Origin of the sequence: Poriferisphaera sp. WC338 (assembly GCF_050931845.1) — a bacterium.
Classification (GTDB): domain Bacteria; phylum Planctomycetota; class Phycisphaerae; order Phycisphaerales; family Phycisphaeraceae; genus Poriferisphaera.
This window is the reverse complement of the sequence record NZ_CP194516.1, coordinates 2036356-2056185: the sequence shown is the minus strand read 5'-3', so window position 1 is coordinate 2056185 and position 19830 is coordinate 2036356. Positions and strand designations below refer to the sequence as shown.

The window sequence follows — 19830 nt, the reverse complement described above, 5'->3', positions numbered from 1 at the left end:
ATGACAAGATTACCAGCTAATTTGCCACCTGAAGATGAGAACGATGAGTTGAAGCCATTGTCTTCGAATCCTGATGCGTCTATGCCGCTCATGAGCGGATTTAACAAGGGTAGTGAAGAAGGATTAGGGGATGATATCATCGGATTGGGTGAGCCAGAAACTAAGATGAAGGCGCACGGTCAGAGCGCTTTGCTTGTTGGCATTATTACTGTTATTGCGGTAGGGGCGCTTTATGGCATGCATATGCTCAATAAAAATTTTCAAGCGCAAAACAATGTTAGTAACGCTAACGAGGCCAAGATTGAAACCTTTCTGACCAAGCTGAGCAATCAGCAAGCATTGGCAGAGAATGATCCATTGCGTAAAGAGAATATTAATGAATTCCTGAATGATACGCCTGAGATCATCAGCATGCTTAAATCGGATGTCAGTTCGCAACAGATCCCCATTGAGTATGTGCAGAAGAACCCGTTTAATCTTGTAGGCGGACAGCAAAAAAACACAGATGTAAGTGCATCTCAAGCGGATCAGAAACGAATGCGTGCGTTGAAGGCATTGCAGAGCGAGCTGAAGACATTGACCTTGAATTCAGTGATGGGTGGTCGCGTTCCTGTGGCGGTAATCAATAACGAGTTTTACCGTAAGGGCGATATGATCGGCAGTTTCAAGATCACTGAAATTCACCATCACAGCCAATCATTGATGTTGGCTGCTGGCGGCGAGCAATTTAATCTTGTGATGGAATAAAACAACACCACCGAGGCTGTTTGTATGAAGCCAGATAAAGATAAATGGATGTTTGAAAACAATATGCAATCCGAGCAATCTGCGCTCTATCGATCCAGCGAATCTCTTAGTGATCTATGGACGCCAGAATCTGAGCCTGAAGCTGAAAACGCGGTTGTGGCTAAGGATCTGAGCCAGGCGTTGCTTGAAGCTGGTGTGATTACAACGGCTCAGCACAGCGCGGCTAAATCCGTTTCAGATAAAACGCCCGGCAAAGATATTGCAGATATCTATTTTGAGATGGGTGTGGATGAGGTTGAGCTTCAAACGGTGATCGCTAGCCGTGTTGGTTTGGAATTTGAGCGGATTGAGCCTGAGCAGGTCCAGGCAGTCCGTCAGATTGAGAAACTGACTTATGATTACTGTTCAAAATATGGCGTGATCCCGCTTCGTATGATTGGGACGCGACTGCTTGTGGGTGTGGTGCATCCTGACAATGTGCAAATTCTCGATGAGATCCGCCACAAGCTCGGGCAGTCTGTTAAGCCAGTCATTGTTTGTCGCAACGATATTGCTACGACGATCGAACATTACAAAGAATCGCAGGTTGATGATTCTATCGGTGTCGAAGAAATCATCGGCGACATCGACGAAGATGAAGTGGAACTGGTCGAGACGAAAGAGGAGAATCTCGATCTTGAAAAAATGGCGGGCGAATCGCCTGTCATCCGTTTTGTGAACTACCTGATCTTTAATGCCGTCAAGGAAGGCGCTTCAGATATTCATATTGAGCCGCAGGAAAAGCGGCTGCAAATCCGTTTTCGTATTGATGGTGTGATGTTTGATTCAATGTCACCGCCACATCATATGCATGCTGCGATCATTTCACGCCTGAAAATCATGGCGAATCTGGATATCTCTGAACGCAGATTGCCGCAGGACGGTCGTATTCGCGCGATGGTGCACGGACGCAAACTCGACTTGCGTTTGTCAACGTTACCAACCGCCGCTGGTGAGAAAGCGGTCATGCGTATACTGGATACACGTTCGATTCAGGTGTCGCTCAATGATCTTGGGATGAGTGAAGACGGGCTGATGATGTGGAAGAATCAGATTTCCCAGCCACATGGAATCATTCTTGTCACTGGCCCAACCGGTTCTGGTAAAACAACCACGTTGTACTCGTCGCTTGGCCAGATGGACCGCGCAAAGCTCAACATCTCTACCGTTGAAGATCCTGTTGAGTACCATCTCAATGGCATCAATCAGACGCAAGTCCACGATAAGATTGGTATGTCCTTTCCACTAGCGCTGCGTGCGCTCCTGCGACAAGACCCGGACGTGATCATGGTCGGTGAAATTCGTGATAGTGAAACAGCGCGCACCGCTATTCAAGCATCACTCACTGGTCACCTCGTGCTTTCAACATTGCACACCAACGATGCACCGAGTTGTGTGACACGACTGATCAATATCGGTGTTGAGCCATATTTGATCGGGTCGGCGGTAAATGCGGCACTGGCACAGCGGCTGGTTCGTCGTATCTGTGATTCGTGTAAGGTGCCTAAGAATCCAGATGGGCATGAAGCAGATCATCTGGCGATGCATGGCATTGCGTTGAATGAAGTGTGGACCGGTGAAGGCTGCGATAAATGTCGTGGGACCGGCTATACCGGTCGAGTGGGTTTGTACGAAATGTTGATCTTGAATGATAATCTGCGAGATAAGATTGCGGCCAATCCAAACGTAACCGAATTTAGACGTATGTGCGTTGAAGGCGGGATGACCACGCTTCGTGAAGATGGTTTCCTGAAAGTGTCAACCGGGCAGACTACGGTGGAAGAGGTACTGCGTGTGACGGAAAACACGATCTAGTAAATACTATGTAATGCACGCAAAATGAAACACGCCAGCAATCATAGTGTGTTTTTATTGATTTGGTTGTATCGTGATCTATGCAGCAAGTAATTCACGATAGATTGATTCAATTCGACTAACGCGTTTTTCAAAGGTGTAATGATCATGTACTTGGGCATGAGCTCGATGGGCAAGTTCGCGTCGGTATTCGTTACAATTAAGTAGCTTCTGAATCGGCTGATACCAGGCTTCGATCGTGTCGTGATTGTTGAGCAGCACACCAAATTCACCGTCGCCGAGTAACTCGCTGACGCCGCCGACATTTGTTGCAATCACCGGGACATACATAGTCATCGCTTCAAGCAGCACATTGGGAAGCCCTTCAGTATGGCTGGTTAAAAGTAGCGCATCGAATTTGCAGTAAAACTGACGTGGTTCTTCTTGCCATCCCCACCATTTGATATGTGATTGCGTGTCGAGTTTATCTGCGAGTTGCTTGAGATGATCAAGCTCAGGGCCGTCACCCACCAGATGCAGCACTGCGTTGTATCCCGCATCAAGGATAAGTTTATGCAATTGCAATGTGCGATCTACACCTTTCTCGGTGCTGAATCGACTGATGACGCCGAGGTTAATGGTATCGTCATCTATAGTTTGCAGTTTAAACGCATTGTCAGAGAGATCGTACTCACTGAGATCAATCGCATTGGGAACGTATCGCAGCTTCGACGGATGAACGCCCTTGGAACCACAATGATGCGTCAGATCAGGGCTCACTGTTAACACACGGTCATGAAAGAGCAATGAGAGGCCATCAATGAAGCTGTATAGTCGTGTTTTCCACGTCTCACGGATAAAGCCATGCACAGAACTGACTAGCTTCATGTGATGGAAACGGTTTACAATCAAGCCCAGTACATCGGTTTTGTAATCATGTGCGTGCCAGATGTCGATGCGTAGTTTTTTGCAAAGCTGAATCAAACGAGAGATTGTACTTGGATCGAGTGCGCCTTTTTCTGGAATCAGATGCAATGGGCAGTGATGTTTAGCTGCATGATGTTCAATGGTATGGATATGTTCATCGCCAGCAGGGTAGATATAGGCGGCATGCACATCAAAGCCATGCTGGTTCATGTGCTTGGGCTGGCGCAAGATCGTTTTGTCGGGGCCACCTCCGGCATTTGAAACCACACGAACATGTAATACTTTAGGCTTGGGCATGATGGTTTAATGATAAAAAAGATTGATTCGTTACAGCATGTATCCCGGACATTCGGCACATGGGTTATTTTTGGCATCACTGGTATCGAGCTTCGATTTAAAACTTCGTCGCGCGAGTTGATACGTCTTGCCGTTCCAGATTTTGCTGAACTTCTGATCGAATACGCTACCCATATCGTCTTTGGTATCAAATGAACCACAGCATGTCACGACTTCACCATCCCAATTGATGACACTTGATAGCCACGGCCAAGAACAATCGAACGGTTTGTGTCCGTTGTATTTTTCGCTACGTTGCTCGCCAGTTTTTTTAATCTCAACATAGGGATCAAGCACGTATTCGCGGTCGTTTGGTAGCCATTCTTCAAGGTGGTCTTTGGTTTTTTTTGCCAGCACATCGGCTGCCAGACCCAAGGGCTGAAGCTTTTGATCCTGATCTAGAAAACGGATGTTCATCGACGCCGTGCTGAAAATAGCTTTGCACCCAAGTTTGCTCGCTAAATCCTGAAATGCCTGTTTTTCATGCTCATTGTGGCGGGTGACGACGAAGTTTAATTGCACCGCCGGGGTGCGGCTTTTCATCTTGTCGCGCGTGGCGATGATGTGTTTGATCTTCGTAATCGAATCGTCAAGTTTCTTACCCGGCTGATACTTCTCATAGGTGGCTTGAGTGGCACCGTGAAGCGAGCAGGTCAGAAGTTCTAAGCCAGACTCAATAAGTTTGGTTGCTTGGTCTTTGGTTTCGCCACGCTTCGGTTCGATCTTGAATGCGTGGAGGTTGGAGCTGATGTAAGTCCAGATGCCGTTGTCGCGCGTGAACTTGATCATGTCATAGATCTCAGGCACGATCAACGGGTCACCCCACATCGAAAGATCAACCCCAAACACGTGCCAACGCAACTCTCGGATGAGTTTTTTATATTGTTCGAATGACATTTTCCCTTTGGCGCGCCCTTGCAAGCCTAGCCCTGTCGGGCAGAGTTGGCATTTAGTATTGCAGATATTGGTCGATTCAATTTTTAGGTTGTATGGGCGGCTGATTAGCTTCTCGCGTTTGAGCTTGAATTCAAGTTGCGCGAGACCCATGTTGCTGAGCTTGATGACGCTGAGATATCGATGGTTCCGCCAAAGATAAAAGATGCCGCGGGCCATAAAATCAATGGCAGCAGCCAGTCGTTTGTTTTTCTTCTTCTGACGCATGGGCGTTTTCATACGCCCGGTGACGGCGACAAGCCGTGCTAAACGCCGATCAATATGGCTGGACAATGTCGTCATGTATTACTCCAGAACAGAGACTGTTCTTTACAATCCTTTGGTTGGTTTCATCAAGCTTGGGGTGGGTAGAGGCATGCGACCATGCTCGGGATGATGTCGCCGGCGTGGTGGGATCCGTACTGGACCGGTTTTATGCTTACTACGAAGCTGTTTCTCATCTTCGGTACATGTTTTCATGAGCATTCTTACCGAATGCGGCATGACGCCGGAAATTACAAACAACACCCATGGCAATTCAAACACCTCTAGTGACAAGAACATACTGTCTACTGCAAAGATGATGAGGCTCGCTTGCACCGCAAGACAGATCTTCTCGATATGATCAAGCTGAAGCATGTTCTTATCACTAAGCATGCCACGCCGTAAATGGTATAAACATTCACTGCGAACTTTCTCGCATAAGTAAAACGAGAAGCCAATCAAACCAATAAAGAGCAGGGCGGCCGGTACACCAGAGTCTGCTGCAATTTGTAGATATTGATTATGAATCGTGCGGCCAGAATAGTCGGCGCCGTAGTTCTGCGAAAAGATATTAGAGTTGCGGATGCCTTTACCGAGCAGTGGATGTTCCCACGCAATTGTCCAAGCTGCAGACCATGATTCGAAACGAGACTGTGCTGAGATGTCTTGTTTGTAATCCATGGTTGAGATAAAGCGTTCACGGATTTGTGAGCCTGATAGGAACAGAATCGCACAGGTCAGGATGACAAACAATGCGGCGGCTTGTTTCTTCGATCGGTGACGTAGGAAAACCCAGAGTAAACCCGCGATAGCAGCAAGCATGGCCCCGCGTGAAAAACTCATCATGACCGAGTGAACCATGCAAAGGCCGATTCCGCTGGCAATGATGAAAATAGCTCGACCCCAGCGTTCCCATGTGCTGATGGCTGCGTAATAAGCAAATGGAATGCCCATTGCGAGCATGAGGCCTGCGCCGTTGTTGTCCATCCCGCCGTAACCGTAGTGGAAGATATCTAAGCGACCGTTACGGAAGAAATACAGGAAGTTGATTTCCCATGCGATGTAACCTAGGCAAAGGAAGATCATGGTGGCCATCGCGCGGATCTGCCAAACCTGATTGATCACCAGTAGCGCGATGAGTGCGATGATGAGGATCTTGCCGTATTCAATTGCCCATGCCTGCGCGACCGCAGGATTGAACGCGACAAGCATACTGCCTGCCAGCAGAATGCTGTACACCACGATCAAACTGAACATGCTTGTGTACTTTGATTCGCGCAGAATCTTGTTGAAGTGGATCGCCATACTGAAGATCACCACGCAAGCGGCAATCAAGGACCACCTCACATCCACTGGCAAAGCCCATTTCCACAGATACTGTGGACGCAACACCGCAAAGGTGTAGTACAGAAAAATACCCCAGAACGGGATTTGAATGGACGCGAGGCTCAGGCAGATCGTCATTGCTGATAAGAAGAATAATTGCTTCATCGGCTGACCGTTCCTGAAGATAATGTGAAGTGCTGTCACACTTACAAACAGCGTCGATAATGTGAGAAACAGAATTTGCTTCATGGTGTGCCATCTTCTCCGTCATTTCGAAAAATGGCCCCCCTAGGCTACTTCATACCATCCCTATCCTCGGCATAATCCGTACAGACATGAAGCCCGGCATACGATCAGCATAGTGGCAGGGTATTTTTTCGGACCACGTTGCGGATCTTGTCTTGCTCGTCACGGATTTAGAAGCTCGGTGTCTCTTATGGGACGCATGCGCGCAGCAGAAAACCGCTAATGTCAGCGGGCCTTTTCCGTATTTATCGAGATGCTTTTAGTGACGGACGATCAGTTTTTCTGCTTGCTCTCGGCAAAGCGAGCCAATCCCGTCACACGCATATTGGACTTGTTCTGTTGTGGTGAACGGGCCAAAGCTAAGACGTGTTGTACCACCTAATGAATGTGTGCCAAAGGTTTGATGTGCAAGTGGGGCACAGTGAATACCAGATCGTGTCAGTATGCCAAATCTTTGCTCAAGTACATCCGAAAGTGTTACTGGCTGATCGTATCCTTCAATCCGAATTGAGAACACACCGCAACGATTTGATTCATCCTGTGGGCCGATCCATCGCAGGCCGGGCATGTCGTCCTGGTTTTTCAGCCGCGTGATCATCGTTGCGATCAATTGCTGCTCATGTGCCCAAAGCGATTTAACACCCCGATCTAAAATCCATTGCACGCCTTCGGACAAGCCGATGATCCCGATCGCATTGTGGCTGCCCGGTTCAAAACGGTCCGGCATGAACTCCGGTTGCGTGTCCAGTTCACTTACCGAACCTGTGCCGCCTTCCCGGTAGGTGCGCATCTGTTTTTCCAAACCAGGTCGAATATAGAGACCGCCAGTTCCAAGCGGGCCGAGTAATCCCTTGTGTCCAGGGAACGCGAGTAGATCAATTCCGTCATGTTGCACATCAATCGGAAGGTGCCCGAGTGTTTGGGCTGCATCAACAAGAATCGGGATGCCATGTTCATTCGCTATCCGAGCAATTTCGCGAATTGGCTGCACCGTACCGCTTACATTTGAACCATGCAGTAACGCAATGAGTCCGGTGTCGGGGCGGATGGCTTTGCGGATGGCACCTGGATCAACCAATCCAGATACATCATCACATTCGATGCGTGTTTGATCGGCGTCGCCCAATCCAGCAAGCATGTTGAACGGCCGAAGAATTGAATTGTGATCCAGCCATGTTGTGATCACGTGCCTCTTCTTTGCGCCGGGATGGATCAAACCGCGGATCGCCATGTTTAGCGCGTCCGAAGTATTTAGTGTAAAGATGATATGATTCGGATCTTCGCCGCCGATGAGTGTGTTGATCCGCTCACGGCAGCGGTTCATCAGCTTGCCGGATTCTTGTGCCTCGGCATACGCACCGCGCCCCGGACTCGCGCCCAGTCGCTGGGCATAGTCAGTCATGGCTGCCAAGACCGTATCCGGCTTCGGAAACGATGTCGCAGCATTATCCATATAAATCCGTTCACGCACGGCTTGCTCCTTCTAAGCCTTCGCTTCTGAGAGGGTTCAGATCCACCCTTAAAAGCGTCAAGTTCCGCTATCCAGACTAACCATATTACCCGCGGATGCAATTCGGCCAATCGCCTAATCCTAGTGTCACAATGTCCTGTTGACATGCCCTGCCAATCCATTTAGCGTGGCGACATCATGAAATATTTCTCGCTTATCTTGCTGGCTGTCACATTATTCTTGTTCGTGGGCTGTCAATCTGCGCCTGCGCAGAAAATCGATGCCACGGTGGCATCGGATCATAGCTCATCTCAAGCAACCACCAAGCCGCTTTCACAAACCATCGCATATGTAGACGGGAAACCCGTACAGGCTACCGACATGCTCGGGACGCTCTATGAAACTGCTGGCGGCGAATCGCTTTCCGATCTGATCCTCGACCGCATGCTTGCTGATGAATCCAAAACCTATGATTTGGTACTCACCCAAGACATGATTAAACGTGAGAGAGATCTCATCCTGAATTCACTCGATGCAGATCCCGATCAGGCGCAGCGCCTTTTGAACAAGCTTCGCCGGGAACGTGGTCTTGGTGAGACGCGCTTCCCTGCGATGCTCGAACGCAACGCCATGCTCCGTCAACTCATTCAGCCCGAAGTGAATCTCACTAACTATCTCATGCGGCAGCAATTCGATCTCATCTACGGCCCGAAATTCCAGCCTCGTCTGATTATCGTGCCCGAACTTATTCAAGCCAACGAACTTCGTAAACGAGCTTTGGCTGGTGAATCATTTTCTGATTTAGCTGCATTGAACTCCACCGATATCTCTGCTCGGCAAGGCGGTTTGCTCGCCCCCATCAGCCTTGCGGACACCAACTATCCGCAAAATATCCGTGAGGCGATCGCCAAACTTGAAGACGGGAGCATCTCCGATCTGATCGCTATGGACAATGGCTACGCCTTCATTCAGCTCTATCGCACCATCGAAGCTCAGCCTGTACAATACGCAGAGGTTGAGTCAGAAGTGGCGCGGATTCTGCGTAACAAGCTCGAAGCAACACTCATGCGGCAGAAGGCCGCCGAGCTGGTCCGCAAAGCAAACGTCACCATTCTCGAACCGCTCCTGCTTGGTAGTTGGAAGCAGCAGAAAGCTCGCTTTCTTGATGCCAACTAAATAACGCAGGCACGTGTAATATTGGGATTCGTGGATTAGCGGCCGTAAGATTGCATCGGCCGGACAGGTGACATCGTATGGATATCAAAGTGGCAGGCCGTATCGAACGGCTACCGACTTACATACTCGGACAGCTCAAGCAGATGATCTACGAACGCCGTAAGGCGGGCGCGGATGTTATCGATATGAACATGGGCAATCCTTCGGATGCGCCGCCTGATCCAGTGGTAGACAAGATCCGTGAAGCGGTGCTCGATCCGCGTAACAGTCGCTATTCTGCTTCTGCCGGTGTCTACAACCTTCGCCGCGACATGGCTCGCAAATATGAGCGCAAGTGGGGTGTTGAACTTGATCCTGATACTGAAGTCATCGCCACCATTGGTTCCAAGGAAGGCTTCTCACACATGTGTCTTGCGTTGCTTGGGCCAGGCGACTGTGCGGTGGTGCCGGATCCTGCGTTTCAGATTCATACCACCGCGGTCATTCTAGCAGGCGGGTCGGTGTTTCTTGTGCCGGTCGGCAACGACGATGCGTTTTTGGCCCGCATGGACGATGTGCTTAATCACCTGCAACCCAAGCCGAAGGTGATCATCCTTTGTTATCCGAACAATCCGACAACGATGACGGTCGATCAAGGATTCTTTGAGAAGGTGGTTGATCTGGCGGCAAAACATCAGGTTATGGTCATGCACGACTTTGCTTATGGCGAAACGTGTTTTGATGGCTATCAAGCGCCGTCTTATTTGCAGGCCGCAGGTGCGAAAGAGTATGGCGTTGAGTTTACGACACTGTCTAAGCCCTACAATATGGCCGGCTGGCGCATCGGTTTTTGCTGTGGCAACAGCCAGATGATCAGTGCGCTGGGTACCGTCAAAGGCTACTACGACTATGGTATTTTCCAAGCGGTGCAGATCGCTGCGATTGTTGCTATGCGGGAAGGCGATTCGCATATTCAGAAGCAGAACGAGATCTACGGACAACGTCGTGAGCTATTGTGTAGCGCACTCCGCAAGCTTGGCTGGGAAGTGGAAACCCCGCGAGCCTCGATGTTTGTCTGGGCGAAAGTGAATCCAGAACATCTGAAGCCTTACAATGGCTCGACCAATGACTTCTGCATCGACATGGTCGATAAGGCGGAGGTTGCGCTCACACCCGGAGCAGCATTTGGCGATCTTGGTGAAGGCTATGTTCGCATGGCTTTGGTCGAGAACGAGCACCGCATCCGGCAAGCCATCCGTCAACTTACCCGAGAACTTAAAAAATAGATTTATATGATTATGTCGCTCTGATTGGGATGGGAACTGAGGGGATGGATCAAGAAGCGTTGTCGCCTTCATTACGTAGTTCATCAAGCAGTTTGGAATAGATCGTCGGATTGTTTTTGCCCGGCGATGGTTTCACTGGTTTCTGATCTTGAAAATCGTCTAGTTTCTTTTCCGCTAGCGCCTCAAGCGCGCTGGCAGGATCGATCTTCAATGTAGGTAGCTCATCTGTCTCGGTTGCTGATTCATTAGCCATTTCTTCGACGGCAGGGTCGACTTGCGTATCGTTCTGTAATTCGTTTTGTGTTTCGATCTCATCATCACGCTGTTGTAAAGGTTGCGCGAGTTTTAGTGGGCGAATGGGGATGTCGCCAAAATCATCTGGCGTGCTATCGCTGGATTCGATTGATTTTTGAGGCGACACACTGGGGATATCGCTGCGTTTGAGCAAAAAGCTGACTGCGTCTTCTACTTGCACTTCGCATGCACGGATCTGTGATTGAAGTTCTTCAGATTGTTTCTGATTCGCTTTGATCTGTGATTCAAAGGTTTCGATCAAGGCATCCAGCTTCGACTGCTTCTGCGCAAAGGCATTGCTGATCGTGTCGACTTTTTCTTCCAATACAAGCATCGCTTTACTGAAGCTTTCGTCGATTTGCCCAATCCACTGGTCGTAGCTCTGTAAGCTTTTGGCGACATCTTCCTGAACCTTTTCACGGAGGACGTCTTGTTCGCTACGGACCTGATTCATGAGATGGGTTTGAGCTGACAGGCGGTTTTCACTGGCTTTGAGAAGTTGCATCCCGAGTCGAACACGTTTCTCAGCTTGCTGTGCTTTTTTCAGCATGGCTTTGTGCTGCTCAGGTGTGACGGCTATTTCTTCATTGCCGACGGGGTCAATGTGTTTTTCGTTTTCTGGGGATGTGTTGTTGTTTGCGCTTTCGGGCGTTTCCGCGGTTTGCACGCCAGCGGCGCGCTGAAGTTTGGTCAGTACCACGGCTGGTGGATCATCAGCACTGCTGCCTGCAGCTTCGATGACCTTCTTTAGCCCGTTCTTTTTGGCAATCTTTGTCTGGCTCATCCATCCTCATCTCAAAATAGACGTACATCGACTACCGCCACCCATGAAGAGATTTATCGGCCTGTTGTGACATTTGGCTGCAAAAACGTTGGACGACTGATATCCTAATCCCATGAAGCTACCTCAATTGCTGGAACAGATCCGATCGTTGGTGCCTGAATCACTGGCCGAGCCGTGGGACCAAGTGGGGCTGCACGTGGAGGGCAAGGCGAACGTGACACGGGCGTTGCTATGTATTGACCTGACGATGCCGGTGCTTGAGGAGGCGATTGAGAAGAAGGTGGAACTGGTGGTGGCGTATCATCCGCCGATTTTTTCACCATTGACGCGATTGACTTCGGCCGATGTGAAGCAGTCGATTGTTTTGAAGGCGGCAGAGAAGGGGATTTCGGTTTACTCACCGCACACGGCGTTGGATGCAGTAGTGGGCGGGGTGAATGATTTTCTGACGGAAGTGGCGATGGGAGGTGATGACGCAGAGGTGGAGCCGATTAAGGTTGCGGGGACAAAGGGTGGTGCGACCAAAGTGAAATTGGTGATGTTTGTGCCGATGGATGCTGCGGATAGATTGCGGGATGCGATGGCGAAGGCGGGCGCTGGGCAGATTGGTAATTATGGATGTTGCTCGTTTAATGCGCCGGGATTCGGGACGTTTAAGGGATCAGCGAAAACCAATCCGACAGTGGGGAAGGTGGGGCGATTTGAACGTGTAGATGAACTGAGGATGGAGATGCTCGTGCCGAGTGATCGGCTCGTGGCGGTAGTGGAAGTGCTGCGGACGCATCATCCGTATGAAGAGCCAGCGTTTGATTTGTATCCGTTATTGGAGGAGCCGGGGGTGATGGATAGTGAGACGAAACTTTCTGGGAGCGAGGGTGACGGTCAGGGTCGGTTGGTGCGGTTCGTGAAACCAGTATCGCTGAAGGTGTTAACAGAACGGTTCAAGAAAGCACTGGGTTTGAAATGTTTGGAGGTAGCACCGGCGGAGGGTGTGGCGATGGGTCAGAAATCAGTACGGACGCTTGGGATCTGTGCTGGGGCTGGTGGATCGCTGCTATCAGATTGCAATGTTGATGCGTTTTTCACGGGTGAGATGCGGCATCATGACACGCTGGCAGCGGTGAGTGAAGGGACGTCGATTTTGTTGGCAGGGCACACACGGACGGAGCGGCCGTATTTGAAGACGTATCGAAAAAATTTGCGGAAAGTCGCGGACGGGGTGGATTGGGTGATTTCAAAGAAGGATCGTTCGCCGGGAGAATTTCTCTAGCTAACTCATTATGAATGCATGAGATGCGTGAGTTGGACAGTGTGCAAGGGGTTGATGCTTGGGGATTTGTCATGTGGACTGGGGTGGTGTATCATATTTCCCCTTACGAACGGACAACCGTCGCTACTGGCAAGGTTCAGTGGCTCAAACATCCATGACGGAGATAAAGGCATGGCTCAGTTTTCAAAGTTCAGTAACGCATCTCAGTACAAGGTTGCTGAGAAGACCAGTGCAGGCAAGTACCACATCGATTACAAGCGTGCAGATGATCTGCGTCGTTTTATGACACCTAACGGTAAGATTCAGGGTCGTAAGAAAACCGGTCTTTCCGCTCGTGAGCAGCGCATGATGGCTCAAGCAATCAAGCGTGCTCGTTACATGGCACTCTTGCCATATACTTCTGCGACGCTGTAGATCACGTTGATAAATAAAAAGTAAAACAAGCTCGTCAATCTGACGAGCTTGTTTTTTTACAACTACTTAATTAAGAATCAGGCAGATAAGACTCATAATGATGACATCTTGATGGACGCCACCATTTGTCGGACCATATACATCCATCCAAAGATTGGTCTCGAATCGAAAGAGTAGTGGAACAATAACAATAAAGCTGTAGCCTATAGCGATCAGTGTTTTGGGATAAGCACGTATTCGCTGCCACATTTGTGTTACTTCACTTTTAGTGTCTTATTTTGCTTGGCAGCTTCCATGGCGGTGAGGACAACGCTGACCGAGGCGAGGCCTTCAGCACCATCAATGACAGGTTTCTTCTTTTTCAGAAGGCTTTCCGTGAACATATCGATGATGCCGGAACTTATTTGAGCGGTGTTGCTCGCCATGGCACCGACTTCGTGCATTTCCTTGCCGGCGTAGTTTTTGTAGGTAACGACAACGGATGCTTCTGGATTGGCACCGATTTCGATGACGCCGTTGGTGCAGTAAAGGACGGTAGCATTGTTCTCTGGCCCGTAGTTAATCCAGCTTGCTGTGATCTGTCCGACAACGCCTTTTTTAGATTTCAGGACCATGACGGCGTGGTCATCTACATCACTTTTTTTATCCAGTGTTGAAACCATAGCGTTTACTTCAACGAAATCATCACTGAGTAGCCAACGCATCAAGTCAACCTTATGGACGCCAAGGTCACCCATGGCTCCCATGATGGCGTGTTCTTTTTTGTAGAACCAGGTTTTTGAACCTTCGGCAGACCATGCATCGGGGCCGGGGTGTTGAAATTCTGAACGGAAAGAAATCGCTTTGCCGACGCGGCCCGAGTCGAGGATCTCCTTGGCTTTGACGTGCGGGGGCATGAGTCGTTGGTTTTGCCCGACCATCAAATATTTACGTGCGGCCTTCGCAGCTTCGATCATCTTCTTGGCTTCGGCGCGCGTCGTTGACATGGGTTTCTCAACGAGTACGTGTTTACCAGCCTTTGATGCTGCAATGGAAACGGGCGCATGCAATACATTCGGCGTGCAAACGACGACCGCATCAATGTCAGCCTCTTTGATCATTTTTTTCCAGTCAGTATAGACCTCTCCCCCGTACTCATCTGTTAGCTCCTTTGCACGTTTGCCGTGTAAATCGCAGATGGCGACAATCTCGGCGTGCTTATTGGCAGCTGCTTCTTTCACATGGCGGTGTTTTGCAATTGAACCTGCGCCCACAAAACCATAACGAACCTTCTTCATCTCTAACCTTTCAACGACCAGAATTGCATGTGATCAATCATGTCTGTCACGGTGACAGACATTGATATAGCAGCCGCCTGCAGTGGACATGTTTACCCACGATCTGAAAAGGTTAATGTATCCGCTTGTGGATGACAATGTTTATGAAATGTAACAAGGTGCAAGGGGGAAAGTTGGTTGCGTGGGAATGATTGAGGCGTACGTTGGGTTACGTTTCGTGTGGGTGTGATTTGGTTTGGGGTGATGAATTGTGTAAAAATTTCAAACCGAACTTTCCCCGAACATCAAGCCACGATACAATCCCTGCCATGCCTACGACTCACATCTCTATCCGTGGTGCCAAAGAGCACAATCTCAAAGGAATTGACATTGATATCCCGCGCGATCAGCTCGTGGTGATCACCGGCTTGTCCGGCTCAGGGAAGTCGACGCTGGCATTCGACACGATCTATGCTGAGGGGCAACGAAAATACATGGAATCGTTGTCGGCGTATGCGCGGCAGTTTTTGGATCAGTTGCAGAAGCCGGACATTGAGTCGATTGAGGGGTTGCCACCGACGATTGCGATCGAGCAGCGGTCGGCTTCGCACAACCCGCGGTCGACAGTAGCGACAACGACAGAGATTTACGATTACCTGCGATTGCTCTTTGCGCGGGCGGGGCATCCACGGTGTTGGCATGTGGATGAGAAGACGGGAAAAAAGTGTGGGCGGCCCATTACATCGCAGTCGGCGACACAAATTGTGGATCACATTATGGGGGAGCCGGATGGATCGAGGTTGATGATCCTTGCGCCGATCATTCGTGGGAAAAAGGGTCATCACAAGGAAGTTTTTGAGGCGATGATTCGGCAGGGATTCATCCGAGCACGTGCGGATGGTGAGATCGTTGATTTGCGGGAGATCGGAGAATCGAAGGCGGGTACACCGTTCACCACGAAGACGCAGCGGTATCAGCAGCACACGATAGAGGCGGTGGTGGATCGGATTGTGGTACGGCATGAGCAGCAAGATGATCCCGAGAGCGGGCTGCGGGCGAGGGTAGCAGACTCGGTAGAGTTGTCATTGAAGTTGGCGGACGGATTGGTGATCGCGTCGGTGAATGACCCAGATGATCGAGAGGTGTGGAGCGATACGCTTTTCTCTGAAAATTATGCGTGCCCGGAGCATCCGGAGTGCTCATTGGAAGATTTGGAGCCGCGGCTGTTTTCATTTAACTCGCCGTATGGTGCGTGTCCAAAGTGTGCGGGACTTGGGATTGTACTTGAGTTTGATCCGGAATTGATTGTGGTGAATCCAGAGTTGCCGTTGTCGAAGGGCGCGATTGCGGCATGGCGGAACTCAGGCAAACGGATGGGGATTTATTACGGGCGGATGCTAAAGAAGTTTTGCCGAGATTTTGAGGTGGATTATGACACGCCTTGGAAAAAATTGAGCAAGCCGATTCAGCGAATTTTGATGCATGGTTCGACGGCGAAGGATGAGAAAAAATATGGCGCGTTTTTTGAAGGGGTGATTCCAAATCTGCAACGACGATGGGAGTCGACAGATTCAGATTGGGTAAAGGCGTTTATGCATCAGTTTTTGTCGGAGTCGCCTTGTGAGGAATGTAGCGGGGCACGTTTGCGTGAAGAATCATTGAATGTGTTTTTAGATGCAACACCAGCGTCCGTCAGAAGAAAGGCAATCACAAAGAAGTCATATAACGTACAGGACGTGGTGAGCATGACGATTGAGCATGCTGCCGAGTTTTTCGATTCATTGAAATTGTCGAAAGAAGAGACGCAAATTGCGCAGCCGATTTTGAAGGAGGTACGAGCACGATTGGGATTCATGCTGTCAGTGGGGTTGGGCTATCTGAATCTAAATCGTTCGACGGGATCACTCTCAGGTGGTGAAGCGCAGCGGATTCGATTGGCGACGCAGGTGGGATCGGGATTGGTGGGTTGTTGTTATGTGCTGGACGAGCCAACGATTGGTTTGCATCAGCGGGATAATCAGCGGCTCATCAAAACATTGCGGCATCTGTGTGATATCGGGAACACGGTGCTGGTGGTAGAGCATGACGAGGACACGATCCGAGCGGCCGATCATTTGATTGATATCGGTCCGGGGCCGGGCGTGCATGGCGGAGAGATTGTGGCGCACGGTACGACGGCGACGGTGCTGAAAAACAAGAAGTCGCTGACGGCAAAGTTTTTAACGGGCAAAGAAGAGATTGTAACGCCGAAACTAAGCGAAAGAAGGAAGCTGACGAAGACAGGGCCTGCGCTGGTGGTGAAGGGGGCACGGCAGAACAATTTGAAAAATGTAGATGTGCGGTTCCCGTTGGGCGGGTTGTTGGTGGTGACAGGCGTGTCGGGTTCAGGTAAGTCAACGTTGGTGAATCGGATTCTGCTGAAGGCAGCGAAGCGTGAGCTATTGGGATCGCGCGAGAAGCCGGGCGATCATGATTCGCTGAAGGGGATTGATCACATTGATCGGATCATTGAGGTGGATCAGTCGCCGATTGGAAGGACGCCGCGGTCGAATCCTGCGACGTATACAAATCTGTTTAATTCGATACGTGATCTCTTTTCCAAGACGAAAGAAGCGAAGATCCGTGGGTACAAGCCGGGTCGGTTCTCATTTAACGTGAAGGGTGGGCGGTGTGAGGCGTGCATGGGGCAGGGAACGAAGAAGATTGAGATGCACTTCTTGCCGGACGTTTATGTGGAATGCGATGAGTGTAAGGGGCATCGGTACAACCGCGAGACGTTGGAAGTGCATTACAAAGGGAAGACGATTGCGGATGTGTTAGAAATGACGGTGGAGCAGGCACTAGATTTCTTTGAGTCGTTTCCAGATGTGAAGCGGATGTTGACGGCATTGAATGATGTGGGGTTGTCTTATATTGAGTTGGGGCAGGCATCAACAACGCTGTCGGGTGGTGAGGCGCAGCGGGTGAAGTTGGCTACTGAGTTAGGTAAGCGGTCAACAGGCAAGACGTTGTATGTGTTGGATGAGCCGACGACAGGATTGCATTTTGCGGATGTGAAGAAGCTGCTGTCGGTGCTGACACGACTGGTGGAGAATGGGAATACGGTGGTGGTGATCGAGCATAATATGGACATCATTAAGTGTGCGGACTGGTTGATAGATTTAGGTCCAGAGGGCGGTGATAAGGGCGGGACGGTGATCGCGGAGGGGACGCCGGAGAAAGTCGCGACTGTCAAGAAATCGCATACCGGCGAGTTCCTGAAGCCGCACCTCTAATGCTGTGTGAAGAGCATCCTATATCAAAATGGTTTCGGCTATATTTCCTGTATCGGAGCACTCCGAAATTTAGTGATACGACGCTTCCCACGGATTACATCTTTCGCTAGACTGGCATCGCCTGCTGTTTTCTGGTTCATCAGCAGGATACATCACGGTTTTTATTTGCTGAACCCAATGTCGCCAACCGCCGGCCATTATTATGCCTCAAACTCAAACGTCAGTTCGCAGCATTGCCCATTCGTTGGCTGATCCATTTATGTCGCCGCTTGGACGATTTCGAGATACGATCCGAAATTACAATCTTGCGGCGTTGCGTGCTGATACTTTGGCTGGTCTCACGGTATCTTTTGTTGCGGTACCGCAGGCGATGGCTTATGCACTAATTGCGGGTGTTCCAGCGCAGTATGGTTTGTACACGGTGATCATTCAATGTTTGATCGGTACGGTGTTTGGGGCGCATCCGCTATTGTCACCGGGACCGATCAATACGCAATCACTATTGACCGCTTCAATAGTTGGAACGCTTGCACCGGGGCAGCCGGATTTATTTTTGTCTCTGGTGATTTCGCTGACGTTGATCAAAGGCGTCGTTCAGATTTTGATGTCAGAGGCACGATTAGGGCAGTTGGTAAAGTTTGTATCTACGCCTGTGATCATTGGATTTACTGCGGGGGCGGCGATTTTGATCGCTTCTGGGCAGATCAATAATTTTTTGGGGTTCTCTGTGGTACGATCGCCAGAGAACTGGCCGGGAGTTGTGGGGATCGGGCAGCGCTTGCTGCCGCACCTAGCGAGCATTTCAATGTATGCGGTGGGGATTGGGGTTTTTACGCTTGGTGTGGTTTTGGTTTGTCGCCGGATTTCACGGATGATTCCGGGGCCATTGATTGGGGTGCTTGCATCGGCAGCGATTGTCTTTTTCTTTCAGTTCACCAGTGAGCATTTGACGCTTTTTTCTGCGATCCCGGCAGCATTGCCGACATTCAACACACCTCGAATCAGCATGGATGTGATCGATAAGCTGATGGTTGGAGCGACGGCGCTTGCTGTATTGGGAATGCTTGAGGCGTATTCCATTGGACGGGCGATTACTGCCAAGCGGGGTGGTCAGATCTCAGCCAATGATGAACTTTTCTCGCAGGGGCTGATCAATTTTGTTTCCTCGTTTTTTGAATCCATTCCGGGATCGGGTTCGTTTTCACGTTCGGCCTTAAATGAATATGCGGGTGCGCGGACTTCTCTGGCGGGGCTTGCGAATGCGGTGTTTGTGATTTTGATTGTGCTGCTGATCAAAGGGCTTGTGCCGTACATTCCGAAAACCGCGATTGCGGCAGTATTATTTGTGGTGGCTTATGGGTTGATCGATTTTAAATTCATCACCAAGCTGTATCGTGCGAACCGGTTTGATCTTGTGGTTTGCATCACGACGCTGCTTGCGACACTGTTCCTTCCGCTGGCTTATGCAGTCTTTGTCGGCATTATGATCAATATCGCGCTGTATCTTCGGCAGACCGCTAGGCTGCGTATGCATGAGATTGTACATGTCTCTTCAACCGGCAGCTTTCATGAAAAACCTTTTGAAGAGGATAATTTATCTTGTAAGGACATGGTCTTTGTGCAGCTGGATGGCGATCTCTATTTTGCGCTAGCAGATGAGTTGCAGATTCGTTTGTCAGAGACGGGGCGATCGGCAGCACGGGTAGTGATTCTTCGTTTGAAGCGGACGCATTCGATTGATTCCTCTGCATTACATGTGATTGAACAGTTTGTGAAGAGCATGCAATCGCAAAACAAGCACGTAATCCTTACGGGGGTCCAACCCGAGATGAAGCAGACACTTGATAGGTATGGGATCACGCAATTGGCTGGTGAGCAGAATGTTTTTCTGGCATCGAACCAGACTTTCAATGCTTCCCATCGAGCGGTTCAGCATGCTCAGGTGCTCATCTGCGGTGACCAGCAGGAGATGGCTGAAGCTGGGAGTAGGATGTCGGTAGGGTGGTCCTATTCCATTTAATTCTGGCTTTCTGG

The 19830-nt window shown here is 49.9% G+C and carries 14 protein-coding genes; 8 read left to right on the top strand and 6 right to left on the bottom strand.

The annotated features are described in order from the left end of the window. The gene (locus tag ACQ6WK_RS08440) at nt 1-747 is read left to right on the top strand and encodes a hypothetical protein (protein ID WP_432800305.1); all 747 of its coding nucleotides are present in this window, start codon (nt 1-3) and stop codon (nt 745-747) included. 24 nt (nt 748-771) lie between these two features. Further along, entirely contained in the window at nt 772-2601 is a 1830-nt protein-coding gene (locus tag ACQ6WK_RS08435; RefSeq protein ID WP_432800304.1) for a GspE/PulE family protein, read from the top strand. A 78-nt stretch (nt 2602-2679) separates the two neighbouring features. Here ACQ6WK_RS08435 and ACQ6WK_RS08430 read toward each other — a convergent pair whose 3' ends face one another. The 4 genes from ACQ6WK_RS08430 to ACQ6WK_RS08415 all read right to left on the bottom strand — a co-directional run bounded on the left by ACQ6WK_RS08430 (nt 2680) and on the right by ACQ6WK_RS08415 (nt 8083). After that, the gene (locus ACQ6WK_RS08430; RefSeq protein WP_432800303.1) at nt 2680-3804 is read right to left on the bottom strand and encodes a glycosyltransferase; all 1125 of its coding nucleotides are present in this window, start codon (nt 3802-3804) and stop codon (nt 2680-2682) included. 30 nt (nt 3805-3834) lie between these two features. Then, the gene (locus tag ACQ6WK_RS08425) at nt 3835-5079 is read right to left on the bottom strand and encodes a radical SAM/SPASM domain-containing protein (RefSeq protein WP_432800302.1); all 1245 of its coding nucleotides are present in this window, start codon (nt 5077-5079) and stop codon (nt 3835-3837) included. Nucleotides 5080-5106: 27 nt separating this feature from the next. Next, entirely contained in the window at nt 5107-6615 is a 1509-nt protein-coding gene (locus ACQ6WK_RS08420) for an O-antigen ligase family protein (RefSeq protein ID WP_432800301.1), read from the bottom strand. 256 nt (nt 6616-6871) lie between these two features. Continuing rightward, nucleotides 6872-8083 carry an aminotransferase class V-fold PLP-dependent enzyme gene (locus ACQ6WK_RS08415; RefSeq protein ID WP_432800300.1) on the bottom strand — a complete coding sequence of 404 codons (1212 nt, stop codon included), beginning with the start codon at nt 8081-8083 and terminating at the stop codon, nt 6872-6874. Between the two features lie 267 nt (nt 8084-8350). Between ACQ6WK_RS08415 and ACQ6WK_RS08410 the strand changes: the two genes are divergently transcribed. Then, a complete protein-coding gene (locus ACQ6WK_RS08410; protein ID WP_432800299.1) occupies nt 8351-9238 on the top strand; it encodes a peptidylprolyl isomerase in 888 nt (295 codons plus the stop codon). 77 nt (nt 9239-9315) lie between these two features. After that, nucleotides 9316-10503, top strand: coding sequence for an aminotransferase class I/II-fold pyridoxal phosphate-dependent enzyme (locus tag ACQ6WK_RS08405; RefSeq protein ID WP_432800298.1), 1188 nt, complete (start codon nt 9316-9318; stop codon nt 10501-10503). Nucleotides 10504-10552: 49 nt separating this feature from the next. Here ACQ6WK_RS08405 and ACQ6WK_RS08400 read toward each other — a convergent pair whose 3' ends face one another. Next, entirely contained in the window at nt 10553-11581 is a 1029-nt protein-coding gene (locus ACQ6WK_RS08400; protein ID WP_432800297.1) for a hypothetical protein, read from the bottom strand. Nucleotides 11582-11693: 112 nt separating this feature from the next. Between ACQ6WK_RS08400 and ACQ6WK_RS08395 the strand changes: the two genes are divergently transcribed. Beyond that, nucleotides 11694-12851, top strand: a complete 1158-nt coding sequence (locus tag ACQ6WK_RS08395) for a Nif3-like dinuclear metal center hexameric protein (RefSeq protein WP_432800296.1) — start codon at nt 11694-11696, stop codon at nt 12849-12851. Between the two features lie 171 nt (nt 12852-13022). Further along, nucleotides 13023-13265, top strand: coding sequence for a 30S ribosomal protein S18 (gene rpsR, locus ACQ6WK_RS08390; protein WP_432800295.1), 243 nt, complete (start codon nt 13023-13025; stop codon nt 13263-13265). A gap of 254 nt (nt 13266-13519) precedes the next feature. On the opposite strand, the gene ACQ6WK_RS08385 is transcribed toward rpsR, so the two are convergent. Further along, complete coding sequence (locus ACQ6WK_RS08385; protein WP_432800294.1) at nt 13520-14542, bottom strand: Gfo/Idh/MocA family protein; 1023 nt, start codon at nt 14540-14542, stop codon at nt 13520-13522. Nucleotides 14543-14850: 308 nt separating this feature from the next. Here ACQ6WK_RS08385 and uvrA point away from each other — a divergent pair, with 308 nt between their 5' ends. Together uvrA and ACQ6WK_RS08375 are read left to right on the top strand one after the other, a co-directional pair. Beyond that, nucleotides 14851-17796, top strand: coding sequence for an excinuclease ABC subunit UvrA (gene uvrA, locus ACQ6WK_RS08380; protein WP_432800293.1), 2946 nt, complete (start codon nt 14851-14853; stop codon nt 17794-17796). 202 nt (nt 17797-17998) lie between these two features. After that, the gene (locus tag ACQ6WK_RS08375) at nt 17999-19816 is read left to right on the top strand and encodes a SulP family inorganic anion transporter (RefSeq protein WP_432800292.1); all 1818 of its coding nucleotides are present in this window, start codon (nt 17999-18001) and stop codon (nt 19814-19816) included. The last annotated feature ends 14 nt before the right edge of the window (nt 19817-19830 follow it).